The organism is Streptomyces sp. NPDC045968, assembly GCF_056430475.1.
In genome coordinates, this window is sequence record NZ_JBWKLF010000001.1 from 202,690 (window position 1) to 224,931 (window position 22,242).

The 22,242-nt window shown below is 70.9% G+C and carries 19 protein-coding genes and 2 tRNA genes; 9 read left to right on the plus strand and 12 right to left on the minus strand.

The window, feature by feature from the left end:
• Positions 1-114: 114 nt before the first annotated feature.
• From AC07FA_RS00845 to AC07FA_RS00855, 3 genes are all read right to left on the minus strand, one after another.
• Positions 115-732 (minus strand): superoxide dismutase, encoded by a 618-nt coding sequence (locus AC07FA_RS00845; protein WP_479072535.1) that lies wholly within the window; start codon positions 730-732, stop codon positions 115-117.
• 191 nt (positions 733-923) lie between these two features.
• On the minus strand, positions 924-1,460 hold the full coding sequence (locus tag AC07FA_RS00850; protein WP_479072536.1) for a heme-degrading domain-containing protein: 537 nt from the start codon (positions 1,458-1,460) through the stop codon (positions 924-926).
• The gene (locus AC07FA_RS00855; RefSeq protein WP_479072537.1) at positions 1,457-2,569 is read right to left on the minus strand and encodes a Gfo/Idh/MocA family oxidoreductase; all 1,113 of its coding nucleotides are present in this window, start codon (positions 2,567-2,569) and stop codon (positions 1,457-1,459) included. Before AC07FA_RS00855 ends, AC07FA_RS00850 begins: the two co-directional genes overlap by 4 nt.
• A 53-nt stretch (positions 2,570-2,622) precedes the next feature.
• Between AC07FA_RS00855 and AC07FA_RS00860 the strand changes: the two genes are divergently transcribed.
• The 6 genes from AC07FA_RS00860 (at position 2,623) to AC07FA_RS00885 (ending at position 8,696) form a co-directional block, all read left to right on the plus strand.
• Positions 2,623-3,768: an ROK family transcriptional regulator gene (locus AC07FA_RS00860; RefSeq protein WP_479072538.1), complete on the plus strand. Its 1,146-nt coding sequence runs from the start codon at positions 2,623-2,625 to the stop codon at positions 3,766-3,768.
• Between the two features lie 227 nt (positions 3,769-3,995).
• On the plus strand, positions 3,996-4,946 hold the full coding sequence (locus AC07FA_RS00865; protein ID WP_479072539.1) for a hypothetical protein: 951 nt from the start codon (positions 3,996-3,998) through the stop codon (positions 4,944-4,946).
• Between the two features lie 262 nt (positions 4,947-5,208).
• Positions 5,209-5,997: an HAD-IIA family hydrolase gene (locus AC07FA_RS00870; RefSeq protein ID WP_479072540.1), complete on the plus strand. Its 789-nt coding sequence runs from the start codon at positions 5,209-5,211 to the stop codon at positions 5,995-5,997.
• Positions 5,998-6,102: 105 nt separating this feature from the next.
• Positions 6,103-6,642 (plus strand): hypothetical protein, encoded by a 540-nt coding sequence (locus AC07FA_RS00875; RefSeq protein ID WP_479072541.1) that lies wholly within the window; start codon positions 6,103-6,105, stop codon positions 6,640-6,642.
• Position 6,643: 1 nt separating this feature from the next.
• Positions 6,644-7,345, plus strand: coding sequence for a class F sortase (locus AC07FA_RS00880; RefSeq protein WP_479072542.1), 702 nt, complete (start codon positions 6,644-6,646; stop codon positions 7,343-7,345).
• Between the two features lie 310 nt (positions 7,346-7,655).
• Entirely contained in the window at positions 7,656-8,696 is a 1,041-nt protein-coding gene (locus AC07FA_RS00885; RefSeq protein WP_479072543.1) for a glycoside hydrolase family 6 protein, read from the plus strand.
• A gap of 24 nt (positions 8,697-8,720) precedes the next feature.
• Here the strand turns inward: AC07FA_RS00885 and glxA are convergent, their stop codons facing one another.
• The 3 genes from glxA to AC07FA_RS00900 form a co-directional block, all read right to left on the minus strand.
• Positions 8,721-10,655: a radical copper oxidase GlxA gene (gene glxA / locus AC07FA_RS00890; protein WP_479072544.1), complete on the minus strand. Its 1,935-nt coding sequence runs from the start codon at positions 10,653-10,655 to the stop codon at positions 8,721-8,723.
• The gene (locus AC07FA_RS00895; protein WP_479072545.1) at positions 10,652-12,574 is read right to left on the minus strand and encodes a glycosyltransferase family 2 protein; all 1,923 of its coding nucleotides are present in this window, start codon (positions 12,572-12,574) and stop codon (positions 10,652-10,654) included. The genes glxA and AC07FA_RS00895 overlap by 4 nt, the downstream gene beginning before the upstream one ends.
• A gap of 449 nt (positions 12,575-13,023) precedes the next feature.
• A tRNA-Lys gene (locus AC07FA_RS00900) sits at positions 13,024-13,097 on the minus strand.
• A 185-nt stretch (positions 13,098-13,282) separates the two neighbouring features.
• On the opposite strand from AC07FA_RS00900, the gene AC07FA_RS00905 reads away from it, so the two are divergent.
• From AC07FA_RS00905 to AC07FA_RS00915, 3 genes are all read left to right on the plus strand, one after another.
• Entirely contained in the window at positions 13,283-14,575 is a 1,293-nt protein-coding gene (locus tag AC07FA_RS00905; RefSeq protein ID WP_479072546.1) for a peptidoglycan-binding protein, read from the plus strand.
• Positions 14,576-14,600: 25 nt separating this feature from the next.
• Positions 14,601-16,517: an SPFH domain-containing protein gene (locus AC07FA_RS00910; RefSeq protein WP_479072547.1), complete on the plus strand. Its 1,917-nt coding sequence runs from the start codon at positions 14,601-14,603 to the stop codon at positions 16,515-16,517.
• A 158-nt stretch (positions 16,518-16,675) separates the two neighbouring features.
• Positions 16,676-17,266, plus strand: a complete 591-nt coding sequence (locus AC07FA_RS00915) for a lytic polysaccharide monooxygenase auxiliary activity family 9 protein (protein WP_479072548.1) — start codon at positions 16,676-16,678, stop codon at positions 17,264-17,266.
• Positions 17,267-17,273: 7 nt separating this feature from the next.
• Here AC07FA_RS00915 and AC07FA_RS00920 read toward each other — a convergent pair whose 3' ends face one another.
• The 6 genes from AC07FA_RS00920 to ehuC all read right to left on the minus strand — a co-directional run bounded on the left by AC07FA_RS00920 (position 17,274) and on the right by ehuC (position 22,237).
• Positions 17,274-18,812: an MFS transporter gene (locus AC07FA_RS00920; protein WP_479072549.1), complete on the minus strand. Its 1,539-nt coding sequence runs from the start codon at positions 18,810-18,812 to the stop codon at positions 17,274-17,276.
• A gap of 130 nt (positions 18,813-18,942) precedes the next feature.
• Positions 18,943-19,016, minus strand: a tRNA-Lys gene (locus AC07FA_RS00925).
• Positions 19,017-19,121: 105 nt separating this feature from the next.
• Positions 19,122-19,880: an IclR family transcriptional regulator gene (locus AC07FA_RS00930; protein ID WP_479072550.1), complete on the minus strand. Its 759-nt coding sequence runs from the start codon at positions 19,878-19,880 to the stop codon at positions 19,122-19,124.
• A gap of 167 nt (positions 19,881-20,047) precedes the next feature.
• Complete coding sequence (ehuA, locus tag AC07FA_RS00935) at positions 20,048-20,881, minus strand: ectoine/hydroxyectoine ABC transporter ATP-binding protein EhuA (protein WP_479072551.1); 834 nt, start codon at positions 20,879-20,881, stop codon at positions 20,048-20,050.
• Positions 20,871-21,512, minus strand: a complete 642-nt coding sequence (gene ehuD, locus AC07FA_RS00940) for an ectoine/hydroxyectoine ABC transporter permease subunit EhuD (RefSeq protein ID WP_479072552.1) — start codon at positions 21,510-21,512, stop codon at positions 20,871-20,873. The genes ehuA and ehuD overlap by 11 nt, the downstream gene beginning before the upstream one ends.
• Complete coding sequence (gene ehuC, locus AC07FA_RS00945; protein WP_479072553.1) at positions 21,509-22,237, minus strand: ectoine/hydroxyectoine ABC transporter permease subunit EhuC; 729 nt, start codon at positions 22,235-22,237, stop codon at positions 21,509-21,511. Before ehuC ends, ehuD begins: the two co-directional genes overlap by 4 nt.
• Positions 22,238-22,242: the final 5 nt, after the last annotated feature.

The window sequence follows — 22,242 nt, forward strand, 5'->3', positions numbered from 1 at the left end:
CCGGGGGAACGGAGAAAAGAGGGGGGGGGTGGGGGTCCCTTAGGAGGGCGGGGGGGTGGGCCGGGAAGCGCACGGGCTTCCCGGCCCACCCGCCGTTCCGCTGTGGCGCGGGTGTCAGCCGACGACGTTCGCGGTCGCGGCGGTGAAGCGCGCCTGGACGTCGGCCCAGTTGACCAGGTCCCACAGCTTGGTGACGTAGTCGGGCCGGACGTTCCTGTACTGGAGGTAGTAGGCGTGCTCCCAGGCGTCGAAGACGAGGAGCGGGACGCTGCCCTGACCCACGTTGCCGTGGTGGTCGTACACCTGCTCCACGATCAGCCGACGGCCCAGCGGCTCCCAGGCCAGCACGCCCCAGCCCGAGCCCTGCACGGACGAGGTGGCGACGGTGAGCTGCTTCTTGAACGCCTCGAAACCGCCGAGGTGTTCCTCGATCGCGGTGGCCAGCGCGCCGTCCGGGCGGTCGCCACCGTCCGGGGAGAGGTTCTGCCAGAAGATCGAGTGCAGGACGTGCCCGGAGAGGTTGAACGCGAAGGTCTTCTCCAGACCGACCAGCCCGGCCGGAGGGATCACGTCCTTGTCGCGGAGCTCGGCGATCTGCTCCAGCGTGTCATTGGCGCCCTTGACGTACGCGGCGTGGTGCTTGGCGTGGTGCAGCTCCAGGATCTCGCCGGTGATCGCGGGCGCGAGCGCGGAGTAGTCGTACGGCAGGTCCGGGAGAGCGTAGGTGCCCATCAGGCACGGCCCCTTTTCGGTAGTGGGTGATCTTCAGGGACCACCCTAGGCCGTTATTGCGAGTTGCTTGCAACAACCACAGCAATGCAACACTATGGATCAGGGCGGGGCCGACCCGTCAGCTTTCGCCAGGCCGGCACCCCGGCGTGCTGTCCTTCCGTGTGCTGCCCTTCCGACAGGTGATCGTCTTCTCACCGGCGCCCGCCGGCCCGGTCGGCCCCGCGTCCCGCTTTCCCGGCTTTCCGCACTCCGCCGCTCAGCTTCGTGGCGAACTGTTCCAGCGCCTCGACGACCAGTGCGTGGTCCTCGGCCTGCGGCAGACCGGAGACCGTGACCGAGCCGATGACGCCCGCGCCCTCGACCGCGATCGGGAACGAACCGCCGTGCGCGGCGTAGAGGTTCGGGTCCAGGCGCGAGGACTCCTCGAACGTGGTGCCCTTCGCCCGGAACCGGGTGCCGACCAGGTACGAGCTCTCCGCGTACCGCTCGACGACCCGGCGCTTGCGGTCGATCCAGGCGTCGTTGTCCGCGGTCGAACCGGGCAGCGCCGCATGGAACAGCTGCTGCGCGCCGCGCCGGATGTCGATCGCGACGGGGGCGTGCCGGGCGCGGGCCAGCGCGACGAGCAGGCCGCCGAGCGCGTACGCGTCGTCGTAGCCGAAGTGGGGCAGCGTCAGGCTGCGCTCCTGGGCGATGAGCTCGGAGATGGTCGGAGCGGTGGGACTCATACGGAGTGCTCCTCGGTGGGGTGGGGGAGAAGGGTCACGGACGTGCCCTCGCGCGCGGAGCGGCGGGCGGCCTCCAGCACGTCCAGGGAGGCGGCGGCCTGGAGAGCGGTCACCGGGTTCTCGCCGGTGCCGCGCAGGGCCGCGGTCACCGCCGCGTAGTACGCGGGGTAGTCGCCGGGGAGCGAGCGGACAGGGGTGCCGCCGTCGGTCAGGGGCGACTCGCCCGAGCCGACCCGGCCCCACAGCTCCTGCGGCTCCTCGCCCCACGGCTCGTCCGCCACGGGGCGCAGGCCCTCGCGCAGCGCGGCCTCCTGCGGGTCCAGGCCGTACTTCACGTACCCGGCCGTCGAGCCGAGCACGCGGAAGCGCGGGCCGAGCTGGGCCGTGATGGCGCTGACGTACAGATGCGAGCGCACCCCGTTGGCGTGCGTGATCGCGATGAAGGTGTCGTCGTCGGCCGAAGCACCCGGACGGCGTACGTCGCTCTCCGCGTACACCTGCACCGCCGGGCCGAACAGCGTGAGCGCCTGGTCGACGACATGGCTGCCCAGGTCGTACAGCAGCCCGCCGATCTCCAGCGGGTCGCCGGACTCGCGCCAGCCGCCCTTGGTCTGCGGACGCCACCGCTCGAAGCGGGACTCGAAGCGCTGTACGTCACCGAGCTCGCCGTCGGCGATCAGACGGGTCAGGGTGAGGAAGTCGTTGTCCCAGCGGCGGTTCTGGAAGACCGAGAGCAGCAGACCCCGCTCGTCGGCGAGCGCGGCCAGCTCCCGCGCCTCGGCGGCGGTGCCCGCGATCGGCTTGTCCACGACGACCGGCAGTCCGGCCCGGAGCGCGGCCTTCGCGAGCGCGACGTGGGTCTTGTTCGGGGAGGCGATCACGATCAGGTCGAGCTCGTCCGCGCGGGGCCAGAGCTCGTCGGGCGAGGCGGCGAACCGTACGTCCGGGAACTCGGCGCGGGCCTGCGCCCGCCGCTCCTCGTTCGACGTGACGACCGTGTCCAGGACGAGGCCCTCGGTCGTGGCGATCAGCGGGGCGTGGAAGACGGAGCCGGCCAGGCCGTAGCCGACGAGTGCGACCCGGAGTGGGGCATTGGGGTTCCCAGTCATGCCTGCCACTTAAGCAACGCTGTTGCCAAAGTGCAAGCGGTGGGGACAATGGTGTGGTGAACAGAAGCAATACCAGGAGCGGCAGCGGAGCCAACCTCCCGACACTGCGCCACCACAACGCCGCGCTCGTGCTGGACCTGCTGCGGGTCGCGGGCGAGCGCGGGATCAGCAGGCTGGAGCTGGCCGAGCGGACGGGGCTCACGCCGCAGGCCGTCAGCAAGATCACGGCCCGACTGCGGGCGGAGGGGCTCGCGGCGGAGGCGGGCCACCGCGCGTCCACCGGCGGCAAGCCGCGCACGGTGCTCCGGCTGGTCCCGGACGCGGGGTACGCGGTGGGGCTCCACCTGGACCGCGACGAGCTGACGGCCGTCCTGGTCGACCTGGCCGGCACGCCGGTGGCCGCCCGCACGTCGCCTCTCGACCTCGGCGCCCCGGCGGACGAGGTGATCGCGGAAGCCGCGGAGGCGGCGGACGCGGTACGGGGGCAGCGGCCGGTGTTCGGGCTCGGGGTCGCCATGCCCGGGCCGTTGGACCACCGGGGCGGGGTGCTGCACCGGGTCACGGGGTTTCCGCAGTGGGACGGCTACCCGCTGCGGGACGCGCTGGCCGCGCGGACCGGGCTGCCGGTGGTCGTCGACAAGGACACCAACGCGGCGGCCCTCGGGCTGGCCCTGCGGGAGCCGGGCGGAAGCGACTTCGCGTACCTCCATCTGGGGACCGGGCTCGGCGCGGGACTGGTGCTCGGCGGCGAGCTGCACCGGGGGGTGCGTACGGGGGCGGGGGAGTTCGGCCACCAGACGCTGCAACTGGACGGGCCGCTGTGCGAGTGCGGGGGCCGGGGCTGCGTCGAGGCCCTGTGCCTGGCAGCGGTGGCGCGCGGCGATGTCGCGGAGGCGGTGCGGGTGCTGGGGGCGGGGGCGGCGAATCTGGTCGGGCTGCTCGACATCGACCGGGTGGTGCTGGGCGGGCGGACCGTGGCGGCGGACGAGGAGGCGTACGTACGGGGCGTCCGGGCGGTGATCGAGGACCGCGCCCGCCGGGAAGGAACGGGCCGCCCGACCCCCGTCACCGTCGCGGGCGGCGGCGACCGCCCGGTCGCGGAGGGCGCGGCGCAACTGGTTCTGGCCCCGGTGTTCGGCCGGGTCGGCGAAGCGGGGCCGGGGCCGGAGGTGTTGTCCTCAATCACCGGACGGGCTTGATTCTGGCCGGAGCTTGTTGAGGGCACGTGACACGCGGGGACGGGGAGGGGCCGAATGAGCGGGCCATCCCAGCAGGCCCGTCCGGCGTTCGAGGACAACGCGGGGCCGGACGAGTGGCGCCAGGGCTCCGCACGGGTGACCGGGCCGGCATGTCGCGGCCCCCCGCCCCCACCCCCCTGGCAACGTCACCCGCCCGGTCGTTCGCGAGCAGCAAAGGGTGCCCCCCTATGCCCCCCAAACCCCCCGTCAGGCTGCGCGACGGCCGCGCCCTCATCACTCTGGGAACCCTCGGACCCGCCGCCGGGATCGCCGCGGCGGCCGTCCTCCTCGTCGGAGCCGCCCCGGCGGGCGCCGCCGCCGTATCCGTCAGCGCCGGCCGGCAACCCGGCTGCGGTGACCCGAACGCCGACGAGTTCCCCATCGAGACCAGAATCCACGGCGGCCCGGACACGTACGCCTCCGGCGGCGGGTACGGGGTCTGGTTCCTCGATCTGACCAACACCACGTCCGAGCCGTGCCGTGCCGTCCACCCGGTCCTGGTGGTGACCGATCAGGACCGCAAGCTCGCCGCCGACCAGATCCAGGTGGAGTTCTCCGAGCGGACCAGGCGCGCCGATCCCGATGCGGAGTACCGCGTCACCTGGGAGACCACGGACCGGGACGAACAGATCGGGGTCTTCGGAGGAGGCGAGGACGGCGACGACTTCCCCGGCTTCACCGTGCCCGCCGGACGTACCGTCACCGTTCAGGTCCGGATGGCCTTCACCTCCGACACCGAACCCGGCAAGATCACCGTCAACGCCGCCGTCGTCCATCGGCAGAAGGGGGGTGGCGGCGGCAGCGCCGACGGGGAGTGGGTCGGGGAATCCGGTGACTACCCCTTCGTCATCGTCGAAGGTGACGGCGACGGCGACGGCGACATCGACGCCGGAGGCGACAGCCGCACCGACGGCGACCCGGAAGCCGATACCGACACCGGCACCGAAAGCGAAACCGGTACCGACGCCGACACCGGCACCCGCACCACCCCCCGCGACGCCGCGGGCAACCCCCTCCCCGAGCTGGCCCGCACCGGCCAGGACCCGGTCCTGCCACTCGGATTCGCCACCGGAGTGCTCATCATCGGCGGGGCGGCCGTCGTGACCCGGGCGGAACGAGCCCGCCGCGAGCAGGACTGAGCCCCGCCCCGTTCACATACGTCTGCCACCGTCGCCCCGTGGCCTACCCGGACGACCAGGCAGCGTCAAGGTGAGGTTCCGCTGCACGGCGGGCAACAACGGGTACTGGGTGGTGGACGGGGTCAAGATCAGTTCCTCGTGACCCGGCAGTTCCGCCCCATCACACGGGAAGCCTAAAATCGGGACGTCGGCGCTGCACAACGCGGTGCCGCCGGCGTCCCCGCACATCGCGTGCACAGTACGTACGGCAGGAGCCCGTCACATGGCAGAGCGCAAGCCGATCGAATCCTGGCTGACCGACATGGACGGCGTCCTCATCCACGAGGGCACGCCGATCCCCGGCGCCGATGCCTTCATCAAGCGGCTGCGGGACTCCGGGCTGCCCTTCCTGGTCCTCACCAACAACTCCATCTACACGGCACGGGACCTGCACGCCCGGCTCAAGCGCATGGGCCTGGACGTGCCCGTGGCGAACATCTGGACCTCGGCCCTGGCCACCGCCCAGTTCCTGGACGACCAGCGGCCGGGCGGCACGGCGTACGTCATCGGCGAGGCCGGGCTCACCACCGCCCTGCACGACATCGGCTACATCCTCACGGACCACGCCCCGGACTACGTGGTGCTCGGCGAGACCCGTACGTACAGCTTCGAGGCGCTCACCAAGGCGATCCGGCTGATCAACGGCGGCGCCCGCTTCATCTGCACCAACCCGGACGAGACCGGCCCCTCCGCCGAGGGCCCGCTGCCCGCCACCGGCTCGGTCGCCGCCCTGATCACCAAGGCTACCGGCAAGGACCCCTACTTCGCGGGCAAGCCCAACCCGCTGATGATGCGGACCGGTCTCAACGCCATCGGCGCCCACTCCGAGACCAGCGCCATGATCGGCGACCGGATGGACACCGACGTCCTGGCGGGGCTTGAGGCGGGCATGCAGACCTTCCTGGTCCTCACCGGCCTCACCACCCTGGCCGACATCGACCGGTACCCCTTCCGGCCGTCCACCGTCGTCGACTCCATCGCCGACCTGGTCGACCTCGTCGACCTGCCCTGACACGGGTTCGCGGGGCCGGTCGCGACACGCGTCGTGACCTGCCCCGCGCGTCCTGCGGATGCGAAATGCCGACGCACGGGTGAACCTGCCAGAAGGAGGTTCACCATGCGTTCACTGCCCCTCACGTTCTGTGCCGCCGCGGCGGCCGCGGCGACTCTGCTGCCCACGACCGCCGCGCTGGCCGACTCCGAGCCCCAGGGAAGGGTCTCGGTGACCCCGTCCGCCATAGCCCCCGGCGGGGAGGTCGAGCTCTGGGTCGACATCTGCGGCAAGGGCAAGGCGGCCAAAGGCAACTCCGATGCCTTCGTCTCCGAGGCCCACTTCGCCCCCGCCGACAACAAGGGTCTGTTCGCCGAGGCCAGGATCCGCTCCGACGCCGAACCCGGCGACTACGACGTCTGGGTGAACTGCAAGGGCGGCAAGGGCAAGGCCACCGGCAAGATCACCGTCGTCCACCACCGGCAGCCCTCGCCCATCGCCCCCGTCAGGGCCGGCGGCGGTGGCACCGCCACCCTCGCCGACCAGGCAGCCGAGCAGGACGGCCCGGGCACACGGCATGCCGTGACCGGTCTGGTCCTCGGGGCCGTCGCGGCCGTCGCCGTCGCCTTCCGCAGCGCACGGCGCCGTCGCTCGGCCACGGACTGACGTGTCCGGCTCGGACCGCCCGGCAGGCACCGGGCGGTTGCTCACCGGAGTTGCCTGGGCCGTTCTCCTGCTGGGACTGTGGCTCTGGGGCCGCGAGATCACGGACGGCCCGGGCGGCAGCTCCGCCCCCACGACCGGGGACGTCGCGGCGGTCGGGCGCCCCCTGGGCGTACCGCTGCCCCCGGCGCACAAGCCGCTCGACGGTGCCGCGCCCGAGCGGGTCGAGATCCCCTCGATAGGGATCGAGGCCCCCGTCGTCCGGCGCGGTCTGGACAAGGACGGGGCGATCGACCCGCCGCCGTACGCGAAGCCGCAGACCGTCGGCTGGTACGGCAGCGGCACCGAACCCGGCACCGAGGGCGCCGCGCTCTTCGTCGGCCATGTCGACACGGAGACGAAGCCCGCCGTGTTCTACGGGCTCAGCGCCGCCCGCCCCGGCGAGAAGGTCCGCGTGACCAGGTCCGACGGCACGATCGCCGAGTTCACGATCGACGACGTCCAGGTCTTCACCCGGGAACGCTTCGACGCCCAGAAGGCGTACGGCCCCCGCAAGGACGGCCGGGCGGAGCTCCGGCTGATCACCTGCGGCGGCACGTACGACCGGAAGTCGCGTTCGTACACCGCCAATGTGGTCGTCTCGGCCTATCTGACGGGCCAGGACAGCGCGACCGCGAAGGACAACGGCGAGAAGAGCCCCGTCTGACGTACGGCACACCGTGGGTACCTGGCCCGGCCGGCAGTCCGCTCCCCCTCGGAGTCGTCGGCCGGGCCGGTCCTCGACCGCTGGTGCCCGGCTGCGGGAGAAGCCGGGCACGGCGCGGGAGGTCGGGTGCCTGCCCGACACTGTAGGCACGGCGATCCCTCGGGCCCACAGAATTTCTGACGGGTTGTCCGGATATCGCGGTCGCGGCGGGCGCCCCTGCCGCTGTGCCAGGATGGATATGACCGGGAGTACATCGGTGCGGCCGGCAACGGCTGCGATCAGTGCGACCAGTGCACCCGAGGGGGAGTGGATGTACGGCAGTTACACCGGCCGGTCCGGCGCGCGCACGCGCCCGGGAGCCGGTCTGCGCACCGGTACGGCGGCCGTGATCGGCGCGGTCCTGCTCCTGGCGGGCTGTTCCTCGTCCGGTGACGAGGAGAAGGACGGACCGTCCGCCGCCATCGGCCAGCAGCCCAGGGACAGCGCCCCGTTCTGGGTCGACCCCGACGGCACCGCGGCACGGCAGGCCGCCGGCTACGCGAAGGACGGCGACGACAGGAACGCCGGCCTGATCAGGAAGATCGCCCGGCAGCCGGTCGGTGAGTGGATCGGCCCGGACAACCCCGAGGGCGAGGTGAAGGGCGTCACCGAGGCGGCCGACAAGGCCGGCCGGGAGGCCCTGCTGGTGCTCTACAACATCCCGCACCGCGACTGCGGACAGTTCTCCAAGGGGGGAGCGTCCGACGGGGACACCTACCGGGCCTGGGTGGAGAACGTGGCCAGGGGCATCGGCGACCGCCGCACCACGGTGATCCTGGAACCGGACGCGCTGCTGCACCTGGTCGACGGCTGCACACCGCAGGAGTTCCACGAGGAGCGCTACGACCTGCTCAAGGGTGCCGTGCGGCGGCTGAAGCAGCAGCCCGGGACCACGGTCTACGTCGACGCGGGCAACGCGGGCTGGCAGAGCCCCGACGCGCTGTTCGAGCCGCTCCAGCGGGCGGGGGTGGGGGAGGCCGACGGCTTCGCGGTCAACGTCTCCAACTTCCAGACCACGGCTGCCAGTACGGACTTCGGCAAGCGGCTGTCGGCGAAGGTCGGCGGCAAGCCCTTCGTGATCGACACCAGCCGCAACGGCAACGGCCCCTACGACGGCGGCGACCCGGCGGAGAACTGGTGCAATCCACCGGGCCGCGCGCTGGGCGAAACGCCGACGACGCGGACGGGCGACGAGCTGATCGACGCCTATCTCTGGATCAAGCGCCCCGGCGAATCGGACGGCACCTGCAAGGGCGGCCCGAAGGCGGGCGAATGGTGGCCGGAGTACGCGCTGGATCTGGCCGGCCAGTAAGCGCGCCCGGGCTCGAACGCGTGGCTACGGCACTTCCACCCACGTCCCCTCCGACGGCGTGCCCCGCTCGTCGGTCACGAACAGCATGTACCAGCCCGAAGGAACCAGCGCCCGGTTCTTCGGCACCGTCACCGTGACCCCGTCCGCCGTCGTCCTCAGATCCAGCGCGACCGTCCGCTGATCCGTGTCCGTGACATGCGTGACCGCGCTCGGCCGCATCAGCTTCGCCGACTTCAGGGACGACGCCTGCCGCGTCGTGAACGTCCCCGTACCGCCGCGCGCGATCCGCTTGGGCCCGTCCGTCAGCTCCGGGCGGTCCCCGCGGTACAGATACGGCGGCGTGTAGATCTCGATGCGCTGCTCGAACGTGCCCGGCCGTGTGTTGTCCCGGTCCGAGTACAGCGAGTCCGAGCCGAAGATCATGACCCGGCCGTCCGGCAGCAGCACCGACCCGGAGTGGTAGTTGCGGCCGACGGCGGGGTCCGCCACCCGCTGGTACGTGTCCGACTTCGCGTCGTACAGCCGCGCCTGGAGCACATCGGAGCCGCCGCGCCCGCGATAGTCCTCGGAGCCGCCGGTGACCAGCAGCGAGTCGTCGGGCAGCAGTGAGGCGCTCGGGTACCGGGTGCCCGACGACAGCGCCGCGCCGTCCACGAACCGCGGTTTCCCGGCCTTGAGGTCCACCAGCCGGGACTTCTCGCTGGACTTCTCGGACTCACCGACCCCGCCCCCGCCGATGACCATGAACTTCTCGTCCTGGGCGGGAGGCAGCCGTACGGTCGCCGAGGTCTCCATCCTGTCCGGGTCGCTGAGTCCGGGAATCCTCTTGAACGTGTTCGTCCCCAGGTCCCAGACACCGGGGGCGCGGCCCACGTTCGCGGGCCCGTACCCGGCGTTGGAGCCGGAGTAGAAGAGCTTGCCGTCGTTGAGGAGGAAGACCGCCGGGTAGGTCGGGAACTTCCGGACGACGCCGGTGTACTCCCACGTCCTGGTCCGGGGGTCGTAGATCTCGTCCTTGCCGGGCACGATCTGCCCGATCTCGTCCAGACCGGAGAGTGCGAGGACCCTGCCGTCCTTCAGCGTGGTCAGCGTGGGATACCAGCGGGCCTCGTTCATCGGGTCGACGGTGATGTACTTCTCCGCCACCGGGTCGAATTCGTAGGCTTCCCTGATGCCCTGGAAGTCCTTCTTGTCCAGGGCGAGCTTCTGGGCGATCCCGTACACGTTACGGGTGTCGGAGCCGGACAGACCGGCGATCCGGTAGTTGTCCTCGGTGCCCGTCTCGTACTTCTTGCCGGACTGTCTGGCCTCGACGTAGATCCGTCCGCGACCGGGTTCGTTGCGCACGAAGGCGCCGGTCCGCTTGTCGAAGACCTTCGTGGCCTTCTCGACCAGCACGGGGTCCTTGGAAACGAACGTCTTGCCGTTCTCCTTGCCCGTGAACCGGGTGCCGGCCGGCAGGGTGACGGGCTTGTCCGGGTCCTCGTTCTGGACGATCATCAGGCCGCCGGCCTTGGTGACGTCGCCCTCCAGCTTCTCGTACCGCTTGGTGCCGCCGGCTATCAGGAGCTTGCCGTCGGGCAGCTGGGTGTGACCGGAGCAGAACATGTCCTTGGGCGTGGGTATGTTCTTGAACCCGTTCGTCGCCGGGTCCCACAGCACCGACCGGAAGCTCTTCGCGTCGAAGTTCTTCTGGTTGTTGCCCGAACCCGCGACGAGCAGCACCTTGCCGGTGTGCAGCAGCGCCGCGTGGATCGTGTTGATCCGGAACTCGGCGGGGACGTCGAGGAAGTCCCAGTGACCGTTCGCGGCCTTGTACTCCGCGGTGTTGATCTCGTACGCGTGGTAGCGCTCGGTGCCGAACCGGTACAGCCACGGTCCGTTCGCGCCCGCGAGCGCGAGAACCACCGCCGTACTGATCGCCAGCCGGCGGGTACGGCGGCTCGGACGGTACTTCATTTCTTACGTCCCCCAAGGGCGATCTGCATGGTCTGTTCGTTGTCGGCGGGGCCGGGCCGCTCCGGCGGAAGGGGCCGGGGCCCGGGCGCCGCGGCCCTGCCCCCGTGCCGCCCCGCGCGGCGCTTCTTCCGCTCGGCGCGGACGGTGTGCCGCCAGCCGAAGATCGGCGCCGCCGTGATCAGCAGGGCGAGGCAGGCCCAGGTCAGCATCGCGGGATGGCTGTGGCCCAGGAAGAAGGAGGCGGCGATGGAGCCGCCGAAGACGAGGAGGAAGAAGAGGTGGATACGGAAGGTGCCGAAGAGGGTGTCCGGGCTCGACGAGTCGCCCTTCGGTGTCACCACGAAGGAGCTCTTGCGGCGCAGGACGGCATCCAGCAGGGAGCGTGCGTAGATCGGCGCGGAGAGCGCCGACATCATCATCCCGGCGAGTCCGCCGGAGCCCTCGGGCTCGTGCGGCGAGACGTTGTGGCGGCGGTTCCAGATGTAGAGACCGATCTGGAGCGCGGAGGCGTTGCCGTAGAGCATCATCCAGATCGTCGGGTCGATCTGCACACCGGAGGCGCCCATGCCGAGGAACAGCGCGCAACTCAGCGCGGCGAGAATCCAGTTCATCGCCGACATCGGATAGAAGATGATCATCATCGTGTAGTTGAAGAGCTTGCCCGCGGGGAGCGAGAACCAGCCCTTCCAGTACTGCTTGAGGATCGTCTCGTACGTCCCGCGCGACCAGCGCAGCTGCTGCGTGAAGAAGTCCGTCCACGCGGTGGGACCCTCACCGACGGCGAGTACGTCCGGGGTGTAGACGGAGCGCCACTTGTTCCCGGTCAGGGGGTTGCGGGCGCGGTGGATCTCGAAGCCGGTCGCCATGTCCTCGGTGATCGAGTCGTAGAGACCGCCGATCTGCTTGAGGGTCGAGATCCGCACGGCGTTGCTCGTGCCGACGAACATCGGGGCGCCGTAGCGGTTGCCCGCGCGCTGGATCAGCGCGTGGAAGAGGAACTGCTGCGACTCGGCGGCCTTCGTGACGAACGTGTCGTAGTTGCCGTAGACCTGCGGTCCGATGACGAAGCCGATGTCCGGGTCGCGGAAGTAGCCGAGCATCCGCTCCAGATAGTTGGGCAGGGGTACGTGGTCGGTGTCGACCGAGGCGAAGAAGTCGTAGTTCCCGCCGTGCGCGTCGAGCCAGGCGTTGTAGTTGCCGTGCTTGGTCTTCGCGCGGTGCGGGCCCTTGGGCTGGTTCCAGCGTGCGACGCCCTTGCGGGAGAAGTGGTGCACACCGAGCCGGGCGCACACCTCCTTGACCGCGGGATCGTCGCCCTCGTCGAGCAGCCAGACGTGCAGGAGTCCGCGGTGCCGGATGCGCACCGCCGCCTCCAGGGTCTTCGTCACCATCTCCAGGGGCTCCTTGCCCGGCACGAAGGAGGTGAGGAAGGCGACCTTGGTACCCGTCTCCGGCACCACCGGGACCGGGTCGCGGGCCACCAGCGTCGCGTGCGCGTTGGAGAGGACGTTCATCGTGCGGAAGAGCTCGATCAGACCGATCGAGACCAGCATGACGATGTCGAGGACCAGCAGCGTGTCGTTCTTGAGGTTCGGGTCGCGTTCCGTCCAGTGCCCGGGCTGCATCAGCCAGGCGAAGAGGCCGAGCGATACGAGGGGGGCCGCGCCGAGGAGCAGTGCGGCCCGGAAGCGGTGCGGTTCCTGCGAGAGCAGGGAGCGGTAGCGGACCGTGTAGGGCCGGGTGGGGTCGGGCTGGGTCAGGGGCCCGGCGAGCCGGCTGTAGTGCTCGTAGTCGTAGCGCGGCAGCGCCTTGTTCGTCTGGCGCCGCCGCTGCCCGGTCCGCAGCTGCGGGGGTATCCGAAGCTGCGTGGTCCGGGACGAGTCGTTGTCCGGCCGGGCGCCTGGCGGCGTCGACGTCATGGGTCATCCCCCCGCACGCATGGTCAGTGCGCGATTGGTCGGTCAGTCGTGTGCGGTGGAGCCCCCTGGATCACCGCACACGCACACAGTGGCGGGCCACCTTTCCACAGACATGGAAAGGAGGCCTTCCGGTTGCATGATGCCCCCTCGGCGTTCGTCCGTCAGCGGGACCCCCACCCCGCGGTACACCCAACCGGTACGTCACCCTCCGCTGCCCAACTGCCCGGGCGCTGCGGCACCTTCGGAGTCGACGGCTAGGGGACAGGTTGTCCGACTTGTCGTGTGATCGCAAGGGTGAAAAACGGTACTTACTGGGCATACGCACGATGTGGCCGGTGTGTGCGAGGAGTGAGGGGAGGGGGCGCGAGGGGGCACCCGCGGGCGCGCGCGGATGCCCGGACACACGGACAAGGCCCCCTCACGCTCGGTGAGAGGGCCTTGACTGTGCGTGCGCCGTCAGGGACTCGAACCCCGGACCCGCTGATTAAGAGTCAGCTGCTCTAACCAACTGAGCTAACGGCGCCTGCTGACCTGGAGAACTCTACCCGACGCGATGCCGTGCCCCTGACCAATTCCGCCGCGCCACGCCCTGTGGGATGGTCGTTTTTTCTCTTTGATCCGTCAAAATGCGATATGTCAGGAGAGTTGAGACACTGACGCCCGTTGCAGATGCGCCCAAAGATCTTGACGAGTGCGGAGGGGAATCGCATGACTGTGCCGGTCTTCGAGGAGTACGAACCCGCTGTCGACTGCACCTGTGCGGGGTGTGCCGCGCAGCGGCGTACCGCGGCCAGGGCCCTGTCGACGCGGCACGGCGGGCACCCGGCGGCGCACGGCGCACGCCGGGCGCTGGTGCTGGTGACGGCCGCCGGAGTGGTCCTGTCCAGCGGGGCCGCCGACGCGGCGGCCGCCGCGGGACACGCCGCGGGGCCCGCCCGGACGGACGCGCCGGCGGACCCCGAACCGGCCACGCCGCAGGGCGAGAAGGGCCCACTGAAGGGGACCGGGTCCTCGGGCCCGCCGTCCTCGGGGCCGGTGGTCCGTACGACCACGCGGGCCGACATCATCAACCGGGCCAAGACCTGGGTTTCCGCGCAGGTCCCGTACAGCATGGAGAAGTACTGGTCGGACGGCTACCGCCAGGACTGCTCCGGGTTCGTCTCGATGGCGTGGAACCTGGGCGGCAACGAGTGGACGGGCAGCCTCGCCCAGTACGGGACGCGGATCTCCCGGGAGGAGCTGCAGCCCGGCGACATCCTGCTCTTCCACAACCTGGCGGACCCGTCCAACGGCTCGCACGTCACGATCTTCGGCGGCTGGACCGATTACCGGCACAGCCACTACACCGCCTACGAGCAGGCGCGCCCGCACACACGCAGGCAGGCGACGCCCATGGCGTACTGGAACAACTCCGACCGGTACGTGGCGTACCGCTACCGGGGTCTCACGGGCGGGTCGGCGGGGAGCGGCTCCTCGACGGCCTTCCCCGGGGCTGGGAAGTTCGGGCCGGGAGCCGACAACGCGTACGTCACCCAGCTCGGCCAGATGCTCGTGGCGCGGGGCGGCAAGCGGTTCTACACCCAGGGGCCGGGACCGCGGTGGGGTGAGGCGGACAGGCGTGCGACCCAGGCGTTCCAGCAGGCCCAGGGCTGGAAGGGCACGGAGGCCGACGGCATCCCCGGTCCTGACACCTGGCGCCATCTGATCGCCGGCACCGGGCGCGGCATCCCCGCCGCCGGTACGGGCGGCAGCCCGAACACGGCCCCGGCCTTCCCGGGCCGCGGCTATTTCAAGCCGGGTCAGTCCAACAGCCATGTCGCACGGCTCGGCACGCAGTTGGTGAAGAAGGGCTACGGCAAGCACTACCGCTCGGGCCCCGGCCCCCGGTGGACCGAGGCGGACCGCCGCAACGTCGAGGCGTTCCAGCGGTCCCTGGGCTGGCGGGGCAGCGCGGCCGACGGCTACCCGGGCCCGGAGACCTGGCGGCGGCTCTTCGCGTGACGGCACGGACATGACGGAGGCGGGAATGCGACCCATGGTGTCGGACAGCTCCGGATCCCCGGAGGACGGAAAGGCAGGGCAGCCGGTGAACGGACACGAGGACGTGATCGAGGTCCCCGCCACGGGTACCCCGTCCGGGGCCGCTCCGGCCCCCGGCGGCCCGGCCGGGACCACCCCGCAGGCGGACACGCCGCCCCAGGGGCCGGCCCCGGCCCGGTCCGCGGGGGAGCGGGCGAGTGGGGCCTCCGCGGACGGGGGCGGTCCGGTGCCGCAGCCGGGTCGCGCGGACGGGGGTGATCCGGCCCCGGGCCCCCTGCTCCTGGAGTCGGCCCCCGGCCGGCCGTCCGGGGAGCCGGCCACCGAGGCCCCGGCGGAGCGGGGCGGCTCGGCGCCGGAGCCGGGTCTTGTGGCCGCGGCGGGCGCGGGTTCCCGGGAGGCGCCCTGGCGCGGGGTGGACGGCGGTGCCGGGACCGGCGAGGTGCCGGCCGGTGAGCGGTCGGAGTGGGGTGACGACACCGTGGTGGATCTGGTGCTTGATCTCCTTCCGGCGGGCGCCGCCGTGGGGGCGTCCGTCCCGGTGCCGGGCCGGGGGGCCGGCGGCGCATCCGTCGTGGGTGACGACGTCGTGCCGAACGGCCCGCCCGACCCCGTGCGCGCGGCCGGGCTCGTCGGTGTGCCGGTGCCGGGGAACGAGGGCGGCACCGTCGATCCCGACAACTGGTGGGACACCGGGCGACGGCACTCCGTCATCGCGAACGAGTCCACGGCCTCCATCCCCGTACACCTGCTCTTCCGCGACGACCGCGACACGCGGGACACACGCGATACGCGGGACCCACGGGGCACCCGGGACACACGCGATACGCGGGACACGCGCGGCACACGCGACGTACGTGACCCCGAGACGCGCCCCGAGCACGGCGACCCCGGCGCGCTGCCCGCCTTCGTGACCCGGCGCACGCAGCCCGCCCGGCGGCCGCCCCTGCCGCGCACGCCGCAGACGCAGGTGCAGGCCCCGACCAGGCCCGCACCGCTCGCCGACCCCAGGCTGGCCGAGCGGCCCGGGCCCGCCCTGCCCGGCTGGGCCGCGCTGCTCACCGGAGCGGTCGGGACCGTGGCCGGGCTCGCCACCCTGTGGTGGTCCGGGGCGCTGCCCGCCGCCGCGCTCGACCGCATCGGGATCGGCTCCCGCGCGTACGACGGCATCGGCATCGGGGCCTGGGTGCTGCTCGCCTTCCTGGTGACGGTGGTCATGTTCGCGCTCGGCGGTCTCGGCCGGGGCCGGGTCGGCTACGCCTGGGTGCTGACCCTCTTCGGCGACTACCGGGGAAGCGTCCGCCGCACCGGCCTGGTGTGGGTCTCCCCGCTCCTGCTGCGCCGCCGCGTCGACGTACGGCTGCGGCACTGGCGCAGCGAACCCGTGCCCGCCGTGGACGCGAACGGCACCGCACTGCGCGTGGTCGTCCTCGTCGTCTGGCGGATCAAGGACACCGTGCGGGCCACGCTGGGCGTCGCCGACCACGAGGAGTATCTGCGCGAGCAGGTCGAGGCCGCGATGGCGCGGGTCCTCTCGCAGCTGCCGGCCGACGCCTTCCACGAGGACGCGCACACCCTGCGCAACGCCGAGGCCGTCGGCGACGCGCTGACCCGGATGCTGAAGGCGGACTGCGAACCCGTGGGCATCGAGGTGTACTCCGCGCAGCCGACCGGTATCGAGTACGCCCCCGAGGTCGCCGCCGCGATGCAGCGACGCCGGATCGCCGCGATCGACGCCAAGCACCGCGACAGCGTGCTGACTTCCGTGGTCGACGCCGTCGACGACACGGTGCACCGGCTCACCTCGCGCGGCATCGTGGAGCTCGACGACTACGAGCGAAAGGCGCTGGTGAAGGACCTGACGGTGGCCTTCTACACCGGACGCCGCGGCGGGGAAGGCGCCTGAGGGCGACCCGCCGCCCCCGCCGGTGAACCGGAATCGGACGCTCATTGGTCTGGACATGTTCATGCCCCGTCCATAACCTATGACTTGGTCTAGACCGCACAACACGCGCGCAGAGCAGAGCTCATGGAACCTCCCCCACGTTCTTGAGGAGCAAAAGCATGCGGAAAAGGGCAAGCGCGGCCGTGATAGGCCTGGCGATAGCGGGCGCGTCCATGTTCGCGACCAGTAGCGCCAGCAGCCACGGCTACACCGACTCCCCGATCAGCCGTCAGAAACTGTGTGCCAACGGCACGGTGACCGGCTGCGGCGCCATCCAGTGGGAGCCGCAGAGCGTCGAGGGCCCCAAGGGCTTCCCGGCGGCCGGTCCCGCGGACGGCAAGATCTGCTCCGCCGGAAACGGCAGCTTCGCGGCGCTCGACGACCCGCGCGGCGGCAACTGGCCCGCGACCAAGGTCACCGGCGGCCAGGGCTACAGCTTCCGCTGGCAGTTCACCGCCCGCCACTCCACCAGTGACTTCCGGTACTACATCACCAGGAACGGCTGGAACTCCACTCAGCCGCTCACCCGGGCCGCCCTGGAATCCCAGCCGTTCATGACGGTGCCGTACGGGAACCAGCAGCCCCCGGCGACCCTGACCCACCAGGGCACCATCCCCACCCAGAAGACCGGCAAGCACATCATCCTCGCCGTCTGGAACGTCGCGGACACCGGCAACGCGTTCTACGCCTGCTCCGACGTGCAGTTCTGACGTCCGGTCAGCACAGTGGTGCGGCGGCGGCCCGGGCGGGGGCCGCCGTTTTCCACGTGTCCGTCCGCCCGTCGCGCCGCAGCAGCACAGCGGCCAGTACCGCCCCGGCCAGCAACAGCACCGCCCCCGCCACCGACGCGTACTGCATGCTGTGCACGAACGCCTCCCGGCCCACCGAGATCAGCGACGCGTCCCCGGTGGCCAAGGCCCCGGGAAGCGTTTCGCGGGCGGCCTCCGGCGCCGATCCCGGCATGTCCGCCGTATAGACCGCCGTCGCGAGGGCGCCCAGCAGCGCCATCCCCGTCGCGCCGCCGAACTCCTGGCCGGTCTCCAGCAGCGAGGCCGCCGAACCCGCCTTCTCCGGCGGGGCGGTGGCCAGCGCCAGATCTGAGATTAGCGCCATCACGGTGACGATCCCGCTGCTCAGCACGGCTGCCCCGCCGAGCAGCAGCCAGAGCGAATCCGTACCGGACAGGGCGAGCACACCGAATCCTGCGGCGGCGATGACGAACCCCGCGCAGACGACCGGCGGCCGGCCGGCGCGCTGGGCGACCGTGGTGGCCAGGGGGGCGGCGGCGCCGACCGCCAGTGACGGTGCCAGGCTCCACACCGCGGCCTCCAGCGTGCCCATGCCGAGGACCGACTGGAGGTACTGGGTGGTGAAGAACGCGGAGCCCATCATGGCGAACGAGGCCAGCGAGTTGAGGCCGATACCGGCCGCGAAGCCCCTCCCGCGGAACAGTTCCCGGCTGATCATCGCGTCACTCCCGCGACGCTGGCGGCGTACGAAGGCCCAGCCGACGAGCAGACCGGCGGCGACGACGAGTCCGTCGCGCGGGTTCGGGCCGCGGGCGGCGCTCTCCTTGATTCCGTAGACGACCGGCAGGACGGCGCCCATCGAAAGCGGCACGCTCAGCAGGTCGAACCGGCCGGGTGCCGGGTCCTTGAACTCCGGCACCAGCACCGGCGCCAGGACCAGCAGCAGCACCATCGCCGGCACGTTGATCAGGAAGACCGAGCCCCACCAGAAGTGCTCCAGCATGATCCCGCTGAACACCGAGCCGAGCGCGATACCGCCCGCCATCGCGCCCGACCAGATGCCGATGGCCCGGCCGCGCTGCCGGTCGTCGCGGAACATGTTCCGGACCAGGCCCATGGTCGACGGCATCAGCGTCGCGCCGCCGATCCCGAGCAGCGCCCGGGCGCCGATGAGCATCTCCGGGCTGGTGGCGTAGGCGGCGGCCACGGAGGCGGCGCTGAACGCGACCGCGCCGGACATCAGCAGGCGGCGGCGGCCGATCCGGTCGCCGAGCGAGCCCATGGTGATCAGAAGGCCGGCCAGCGCGAAGGCGTACACGTCGAAGATCCAGAGCTGCTGGGTGGCGCTGGGGGCGAGGTCCCGGTCGATGGACGGGATGGCGAAGAAGAGGACGGAGACGTCCATGGAGACCAGGAGGAGAGGGAGGAGGAGGACCACGAAGGCCGTCCATTCCCGGCGGCCGGCGAGCTCGCCGCGCTCGGCGGTGGTGTGTGTCGCGTGCGTCATGCCAGGGAATATACGGCCGTATAGAACGCCTGTCTATGACGTTCGTATAAAACATCTGTATGGATTCAGGGGCAGCAAAAAGCGCAGTGGGCGGTTCCCGAAACATCGGAAACCGCCCACTGCGTTGTCGTGCGCCGTCAGGGACTCGAACCCCGGACCCGCTGATTAAGAGTCAGCTGCTCTAACCAACTGAGCTAACGGCGCCTGCTGACTCGAAAATAATACCTGCTCTCCAGGGGTGCTGACGACACGCGTCGCCACCCCCGGGCCTGTGACCGATTTGCCCGGAATCGCCAGGCGGTGCGGGGGCTAGAGCGTCAGCGACAGGAGTACGGGCGCCGCCCGCCGGTTCAGCGTGTCCGCCGCCGACCGCAGCCGGTGCGCGTCCTCGACCGGGAGCGAGAGCGCCAGGCATCCGGCCGACGCCCCGGCGGTCAGCGGCACCGCCGCGCACACCGTGCCCAGCGCGTACTCCTGGAGGTCCAGCACCGGAACCGTCGCGGGCTGACTGTCCAGCTTGGAGAACAGCACCTTCTCGCTGGTGATCGTCCGCGAGGTGAGCCTGGCCGTCTTGTGCCGGGAGATGTGGTCGCGCCGCCCGTTCTGGTCGAGCTGCGTCAGCAGACACTTCCCGATCGCGCTGGCGTGCGCCGACGACCGGAAGTCCACCCACTCGTGGACCGCGGGTGTGCGGGGCCCGGCCGCCATCTGCGTGACCCGGATCTCACCGTCGACGTACCGGCTGAGGTAGACCGCGGCCCCGACGGAGTCACGCAGCTGCACCAGCGTCTGCTGGAGCTTGTCCTCCAGGGCCTGCCGGCGGGCCGCGCCGGAGCCGAGCAGGAGGAGCGAGGAGCCGATGACGTACGCCCCGTCGGTGACCTGTTCGACGTACCCCTCGCGGCGCAGCATCAGCAGCAGGGAGGCGAGGTGGCCGGTGGGCAGCCCCGTCTCGCGGGCGATCTGTTCGTCGGTCACACCGTTGCCGTGCTTGGAGACCGTTTCGAGCACGCGTAGGGCGTACTGCGCCGAGTGGAACGGCGCGGTCGGTTCGGGCTTCAACGCCACGGTGTCCCCCTACCAGGTTGTGACCGTAAGCTTTCGGCCCACGATAGCCGCCAAGACCCCTGAACGGGGGCCCTGTTGGCGACTTGATGGGGGCGCCCCGGGCCTGTCAGCTGGGGCGCACCCGTCTGGCATATGCCCCTGTCATTGTCGGTGTACCAACAGCGTGGTCACAGCACCGCGTTGAGGAACTCGCGCGTACGTTCGTGCTCCGGGTCCGAGAAGATTTTTTCCGGAGATCCGGACTCCACGACCCGTCCGGCGTCGAACATCAGCACCTTCTCCGAGACGTCCCGGGCGAAGTTCATCTCGTGGGTCACGCAGAGCATGGTGATGTCGGTGGTCCTGGCGATGTCGGAGAGCAGATCCAGTACACCCGCCACCAGCTCCGGGTCCAGCGCCGACGTCACCTCGTCGAGCAGCAGGATCTCCGGCCGCATCGCCAGCGCCCGCGCGATGGCCACCCGCTGCTGCTGACCGCCGGAGAGCTGGGAGGGATGCGCGTCGGTCTTCCCCGCCAGCCCGACCAGATCGAGCAGTTCCAGGGCCCTGCTCTCCGCCTCGTCGCGGTCCATGCCCAGCACACTGACCGGTGCCTCGGTGATGTTCTGGAGCACCTTCATGTTCGGGAAGAGATTGAACTGCTGGAAGACCATCCCGATCTTCTTCCGCGACTCCCGCAACTGCTTCTCGCCCGCCGGCTTCAGGGAGCCGTCCGCGGTGCGGACGTGCGACAACGGTGAACCATCGACCCAGATCACCCCGTCACTGACCTTCTCCAGCGTCATCAGCAGCCGCAGGATGGTCGTCTTGCCGGAGCCGCTCGGACCGATCAGGGTGACGTGCTCACCGCGCCGCACGGTGAAGTCCAGCTCGTCCAGGACCACATGGCCGCCGTACCGCTTCACGACCCGGTCGAAGCGGACCAGCGGCTCGACGCCGGTCCGCACCTGGCCCGCGACCGCGTCCGCGGGCTCCTTCAGGGGGGCAGATTCAGTGGCCAAGGCGCTTCTCCAGTTTTCTCATCAGTAGTGAGGTGGGGTAGCTCGCGACCAGGAAGACCAGACCGGCGAGCGTGAACGCCTCGGTGTACGCGAAGTGCTCGGCCCCGTACTTACGGGCCTCGAAGACCATTTCCTGCACCGTGATCACGGCGAGGAAGGGCGTCTCCTTGAACATCGAGACGGCGTAGTTGCCGAGCGCGGGAAGCACGTTGCGCACCGCCTGCGGAAGGATCACGGCCTGCCAGGTCCGCCGGGCCGGCAGCGAGAGCGCCCGGGCGGCCTCCCACTGGCCCTTCGGCACGCCGTCGATCCCGGCGCGGTACACCTCGGAGGTGTACGCCGCGTAGTGGATGCCCAGCACCACGATGCCGATGGTCAGCGGCTCCACGGAACTGAAGACCGCGGCCGCGCCCACCAGCTGGACGAGCAGCGGGGTGGAGCGGACGAACTCCGTCGCGGCCCGCACCGGCACGGTGACGAGCCTGCTGGGTGCCCGTCCGGCCACCGCGACGGCCAGACCCAGGACCGCGGCCACGAGGGTGCCGAGCACCGTCGCGAGCAGGGTGACCCTGAATCCTTCGAGCAGCAGGGGCAGGGCGTCCCCGGCGGCGTTCCAGTCGAAGCCGTTCACCGGACACCTCCGACGGCCGTGGCGGCGCTGCGGCTCTTCAGGAGGCTGCCCGCACCGGTCTCCAGGCCGAGCCGCCGCTTGGCGGTCCGCTCCAGCAGATTCATCAGCAGGGTCAGCGCGTAGGCCAGCACGAAGTAGGCGGCCAGCAGCGTCAAATACGCGGTGAGGGTCTCACCGGTGCGGTCGCGCACCTGCTGGATCACCGTCATCAGGTCGGCGGCGGAGATCAGCCACAGCAGCGGGGTGCACTTCAGCAGCTGGATCAGCAGGTTGGTGAAGGAGGGGATCATCTGCACCCAGGCCTGCGGAAGGATCACCTTGCGCAGTCGCCGGGACGGGGTGAGATTCAGGGCGACGGCGGCCTCGTACTGCCCGCGCGGTACGGAGTTGATGGCCCCGCGCACCACTTCGGAGCCGTACGCCCCGTAGTTGAGACCGAAGGCGACGACGCCGCAGAGCAGCGGCGTCAGTTCGTAGCCGGTCAGGGGAGGCATCGCGTAGTACAGCCAGAACAGCTGGATGTAGAGCGAGGTGCCGCGGAAGAACTCGACGACGGTCCGCGAGACCCCGCGCACCAGCAGCAGCCGGCTGCCGGCCATCAGGCCGAGGGCGAAGGACAGGGCCAGGGCGAGCAGGGACCCCAGCACGGTGGCCTGGAGCGTCACCCACAGACCGGCGCGGACCTGGGGGAGTTCATCGAGGAGAGTGGAGAAGAAGTCACTCATACGGT

What these genes read in the sequence shown, in the direction of transcription:
- AC07FA_RS00845 (WP_479072535.1), bottom strand. Translation starts at nt 732, where the DNA reads ATGGGCACCTACGCTCTCCCGGACCTGCCGTACGACTACTCCGCGCTC.
- AC07FA_RS00850 (WP_479072536.1), bottom strand. Translation starts at nt 1,460, where the DNA reads ATGAGTCCCACCGCTCCGACCATCTCCGAGCTCATCGCCCAGGAGCGC.
- AC07FA_RS00855 (WP_479072537.1), bottom strand. Translation starts at nt 2,569, where the DNA reads ATGACTGGGAACCCCAATGCCCCACTCCGGGTCGCACTCGTCGGCTAC.
- AC07FA_RS00865 (WP_479072539.1), top strand. Translation starts at nt 3,996, where the DNA reads ATGCCCCCCAAACCCCCCGTCAGGCTGCGCGACGGCCGCGCCCTCATC.
- AC07FA_RS00870 (WP_479072540.1), top strand. Translation starts at nt 5,209, where the DNA reads ATGGCAGAGCGCAAGCCGATCGAATCCTGGCTGACCGACATGGACGGC.
- AC07FA_RS00875 (WP_479072541.1), top strand. Translation starts at nt 6,103, where the DNA reads ATGCGTTCACTGCCCCTCACGTTCTGTGCCGCCGCGGCGGCCGCGGCG.
- AC07FA_RS00885 (WP_479072543.1), top strand. Translation starts at nt 7,656, where the DNA reads ATGTACGGCAGTTACACCGGCCGGTCCGGCGCGCGCACGCGCCCGGGA.
- glxA (WP_479072544.1), bottom strand. Translation starts at nt 10,655, where the DNA reads ATGAAGTACCGTCCGAGCCGCCGTACCCGCCGGCTGGCGATCAGTACG.
- AC07FA_RS00895 (WP_479072545.1), bottom strand. Translation starts at nt 12,574, where the DNA reads ATGACGTCGACGCCGCCAGGCGCCCGGCCGGACAACGACTCGTCCCGG.
- AC07FA_RS00905 (WP_479072546.1), top strand. Translation starts at nt 13,283, where the DNA reads ATGACTGTGCCGGTCTTCGAGGAGTACGAACCCGCTGTCGACTGCACC.
- AC07FA_RS00910 (WP_479072547.1), top strand. Translation starts at nt 14,601, where the DNA reads ATGCGACCCATGGTGTCGGACAGCTCCGGATCCCCGGAGGACGGAAAG.
- AC07FA_RS00915 (WP_479072548.1), top strand. Translation starts at nt 16,676, where the DNA reads ATGCGGAAAAGGGCAAGCGCGGCCGTGATAGGCCTGGCGATAGCGGGC.
- AC07FA_RS00920 (WP_479072549.1), bottom strand. Translation starts at nt 18,812, where the DNA reads ATGACGCACGCGACACACACCACCGCCGAGCGCGGCGAGCTCGCCGGC.
- ehuC (WP_479072553.1), bottom strand. Translation starts at nt 22,237, where the DNA reads ATGAGTGACTTCTTCTCCACTCTCCTCGATGAACTCCCCCAGGTCCGC.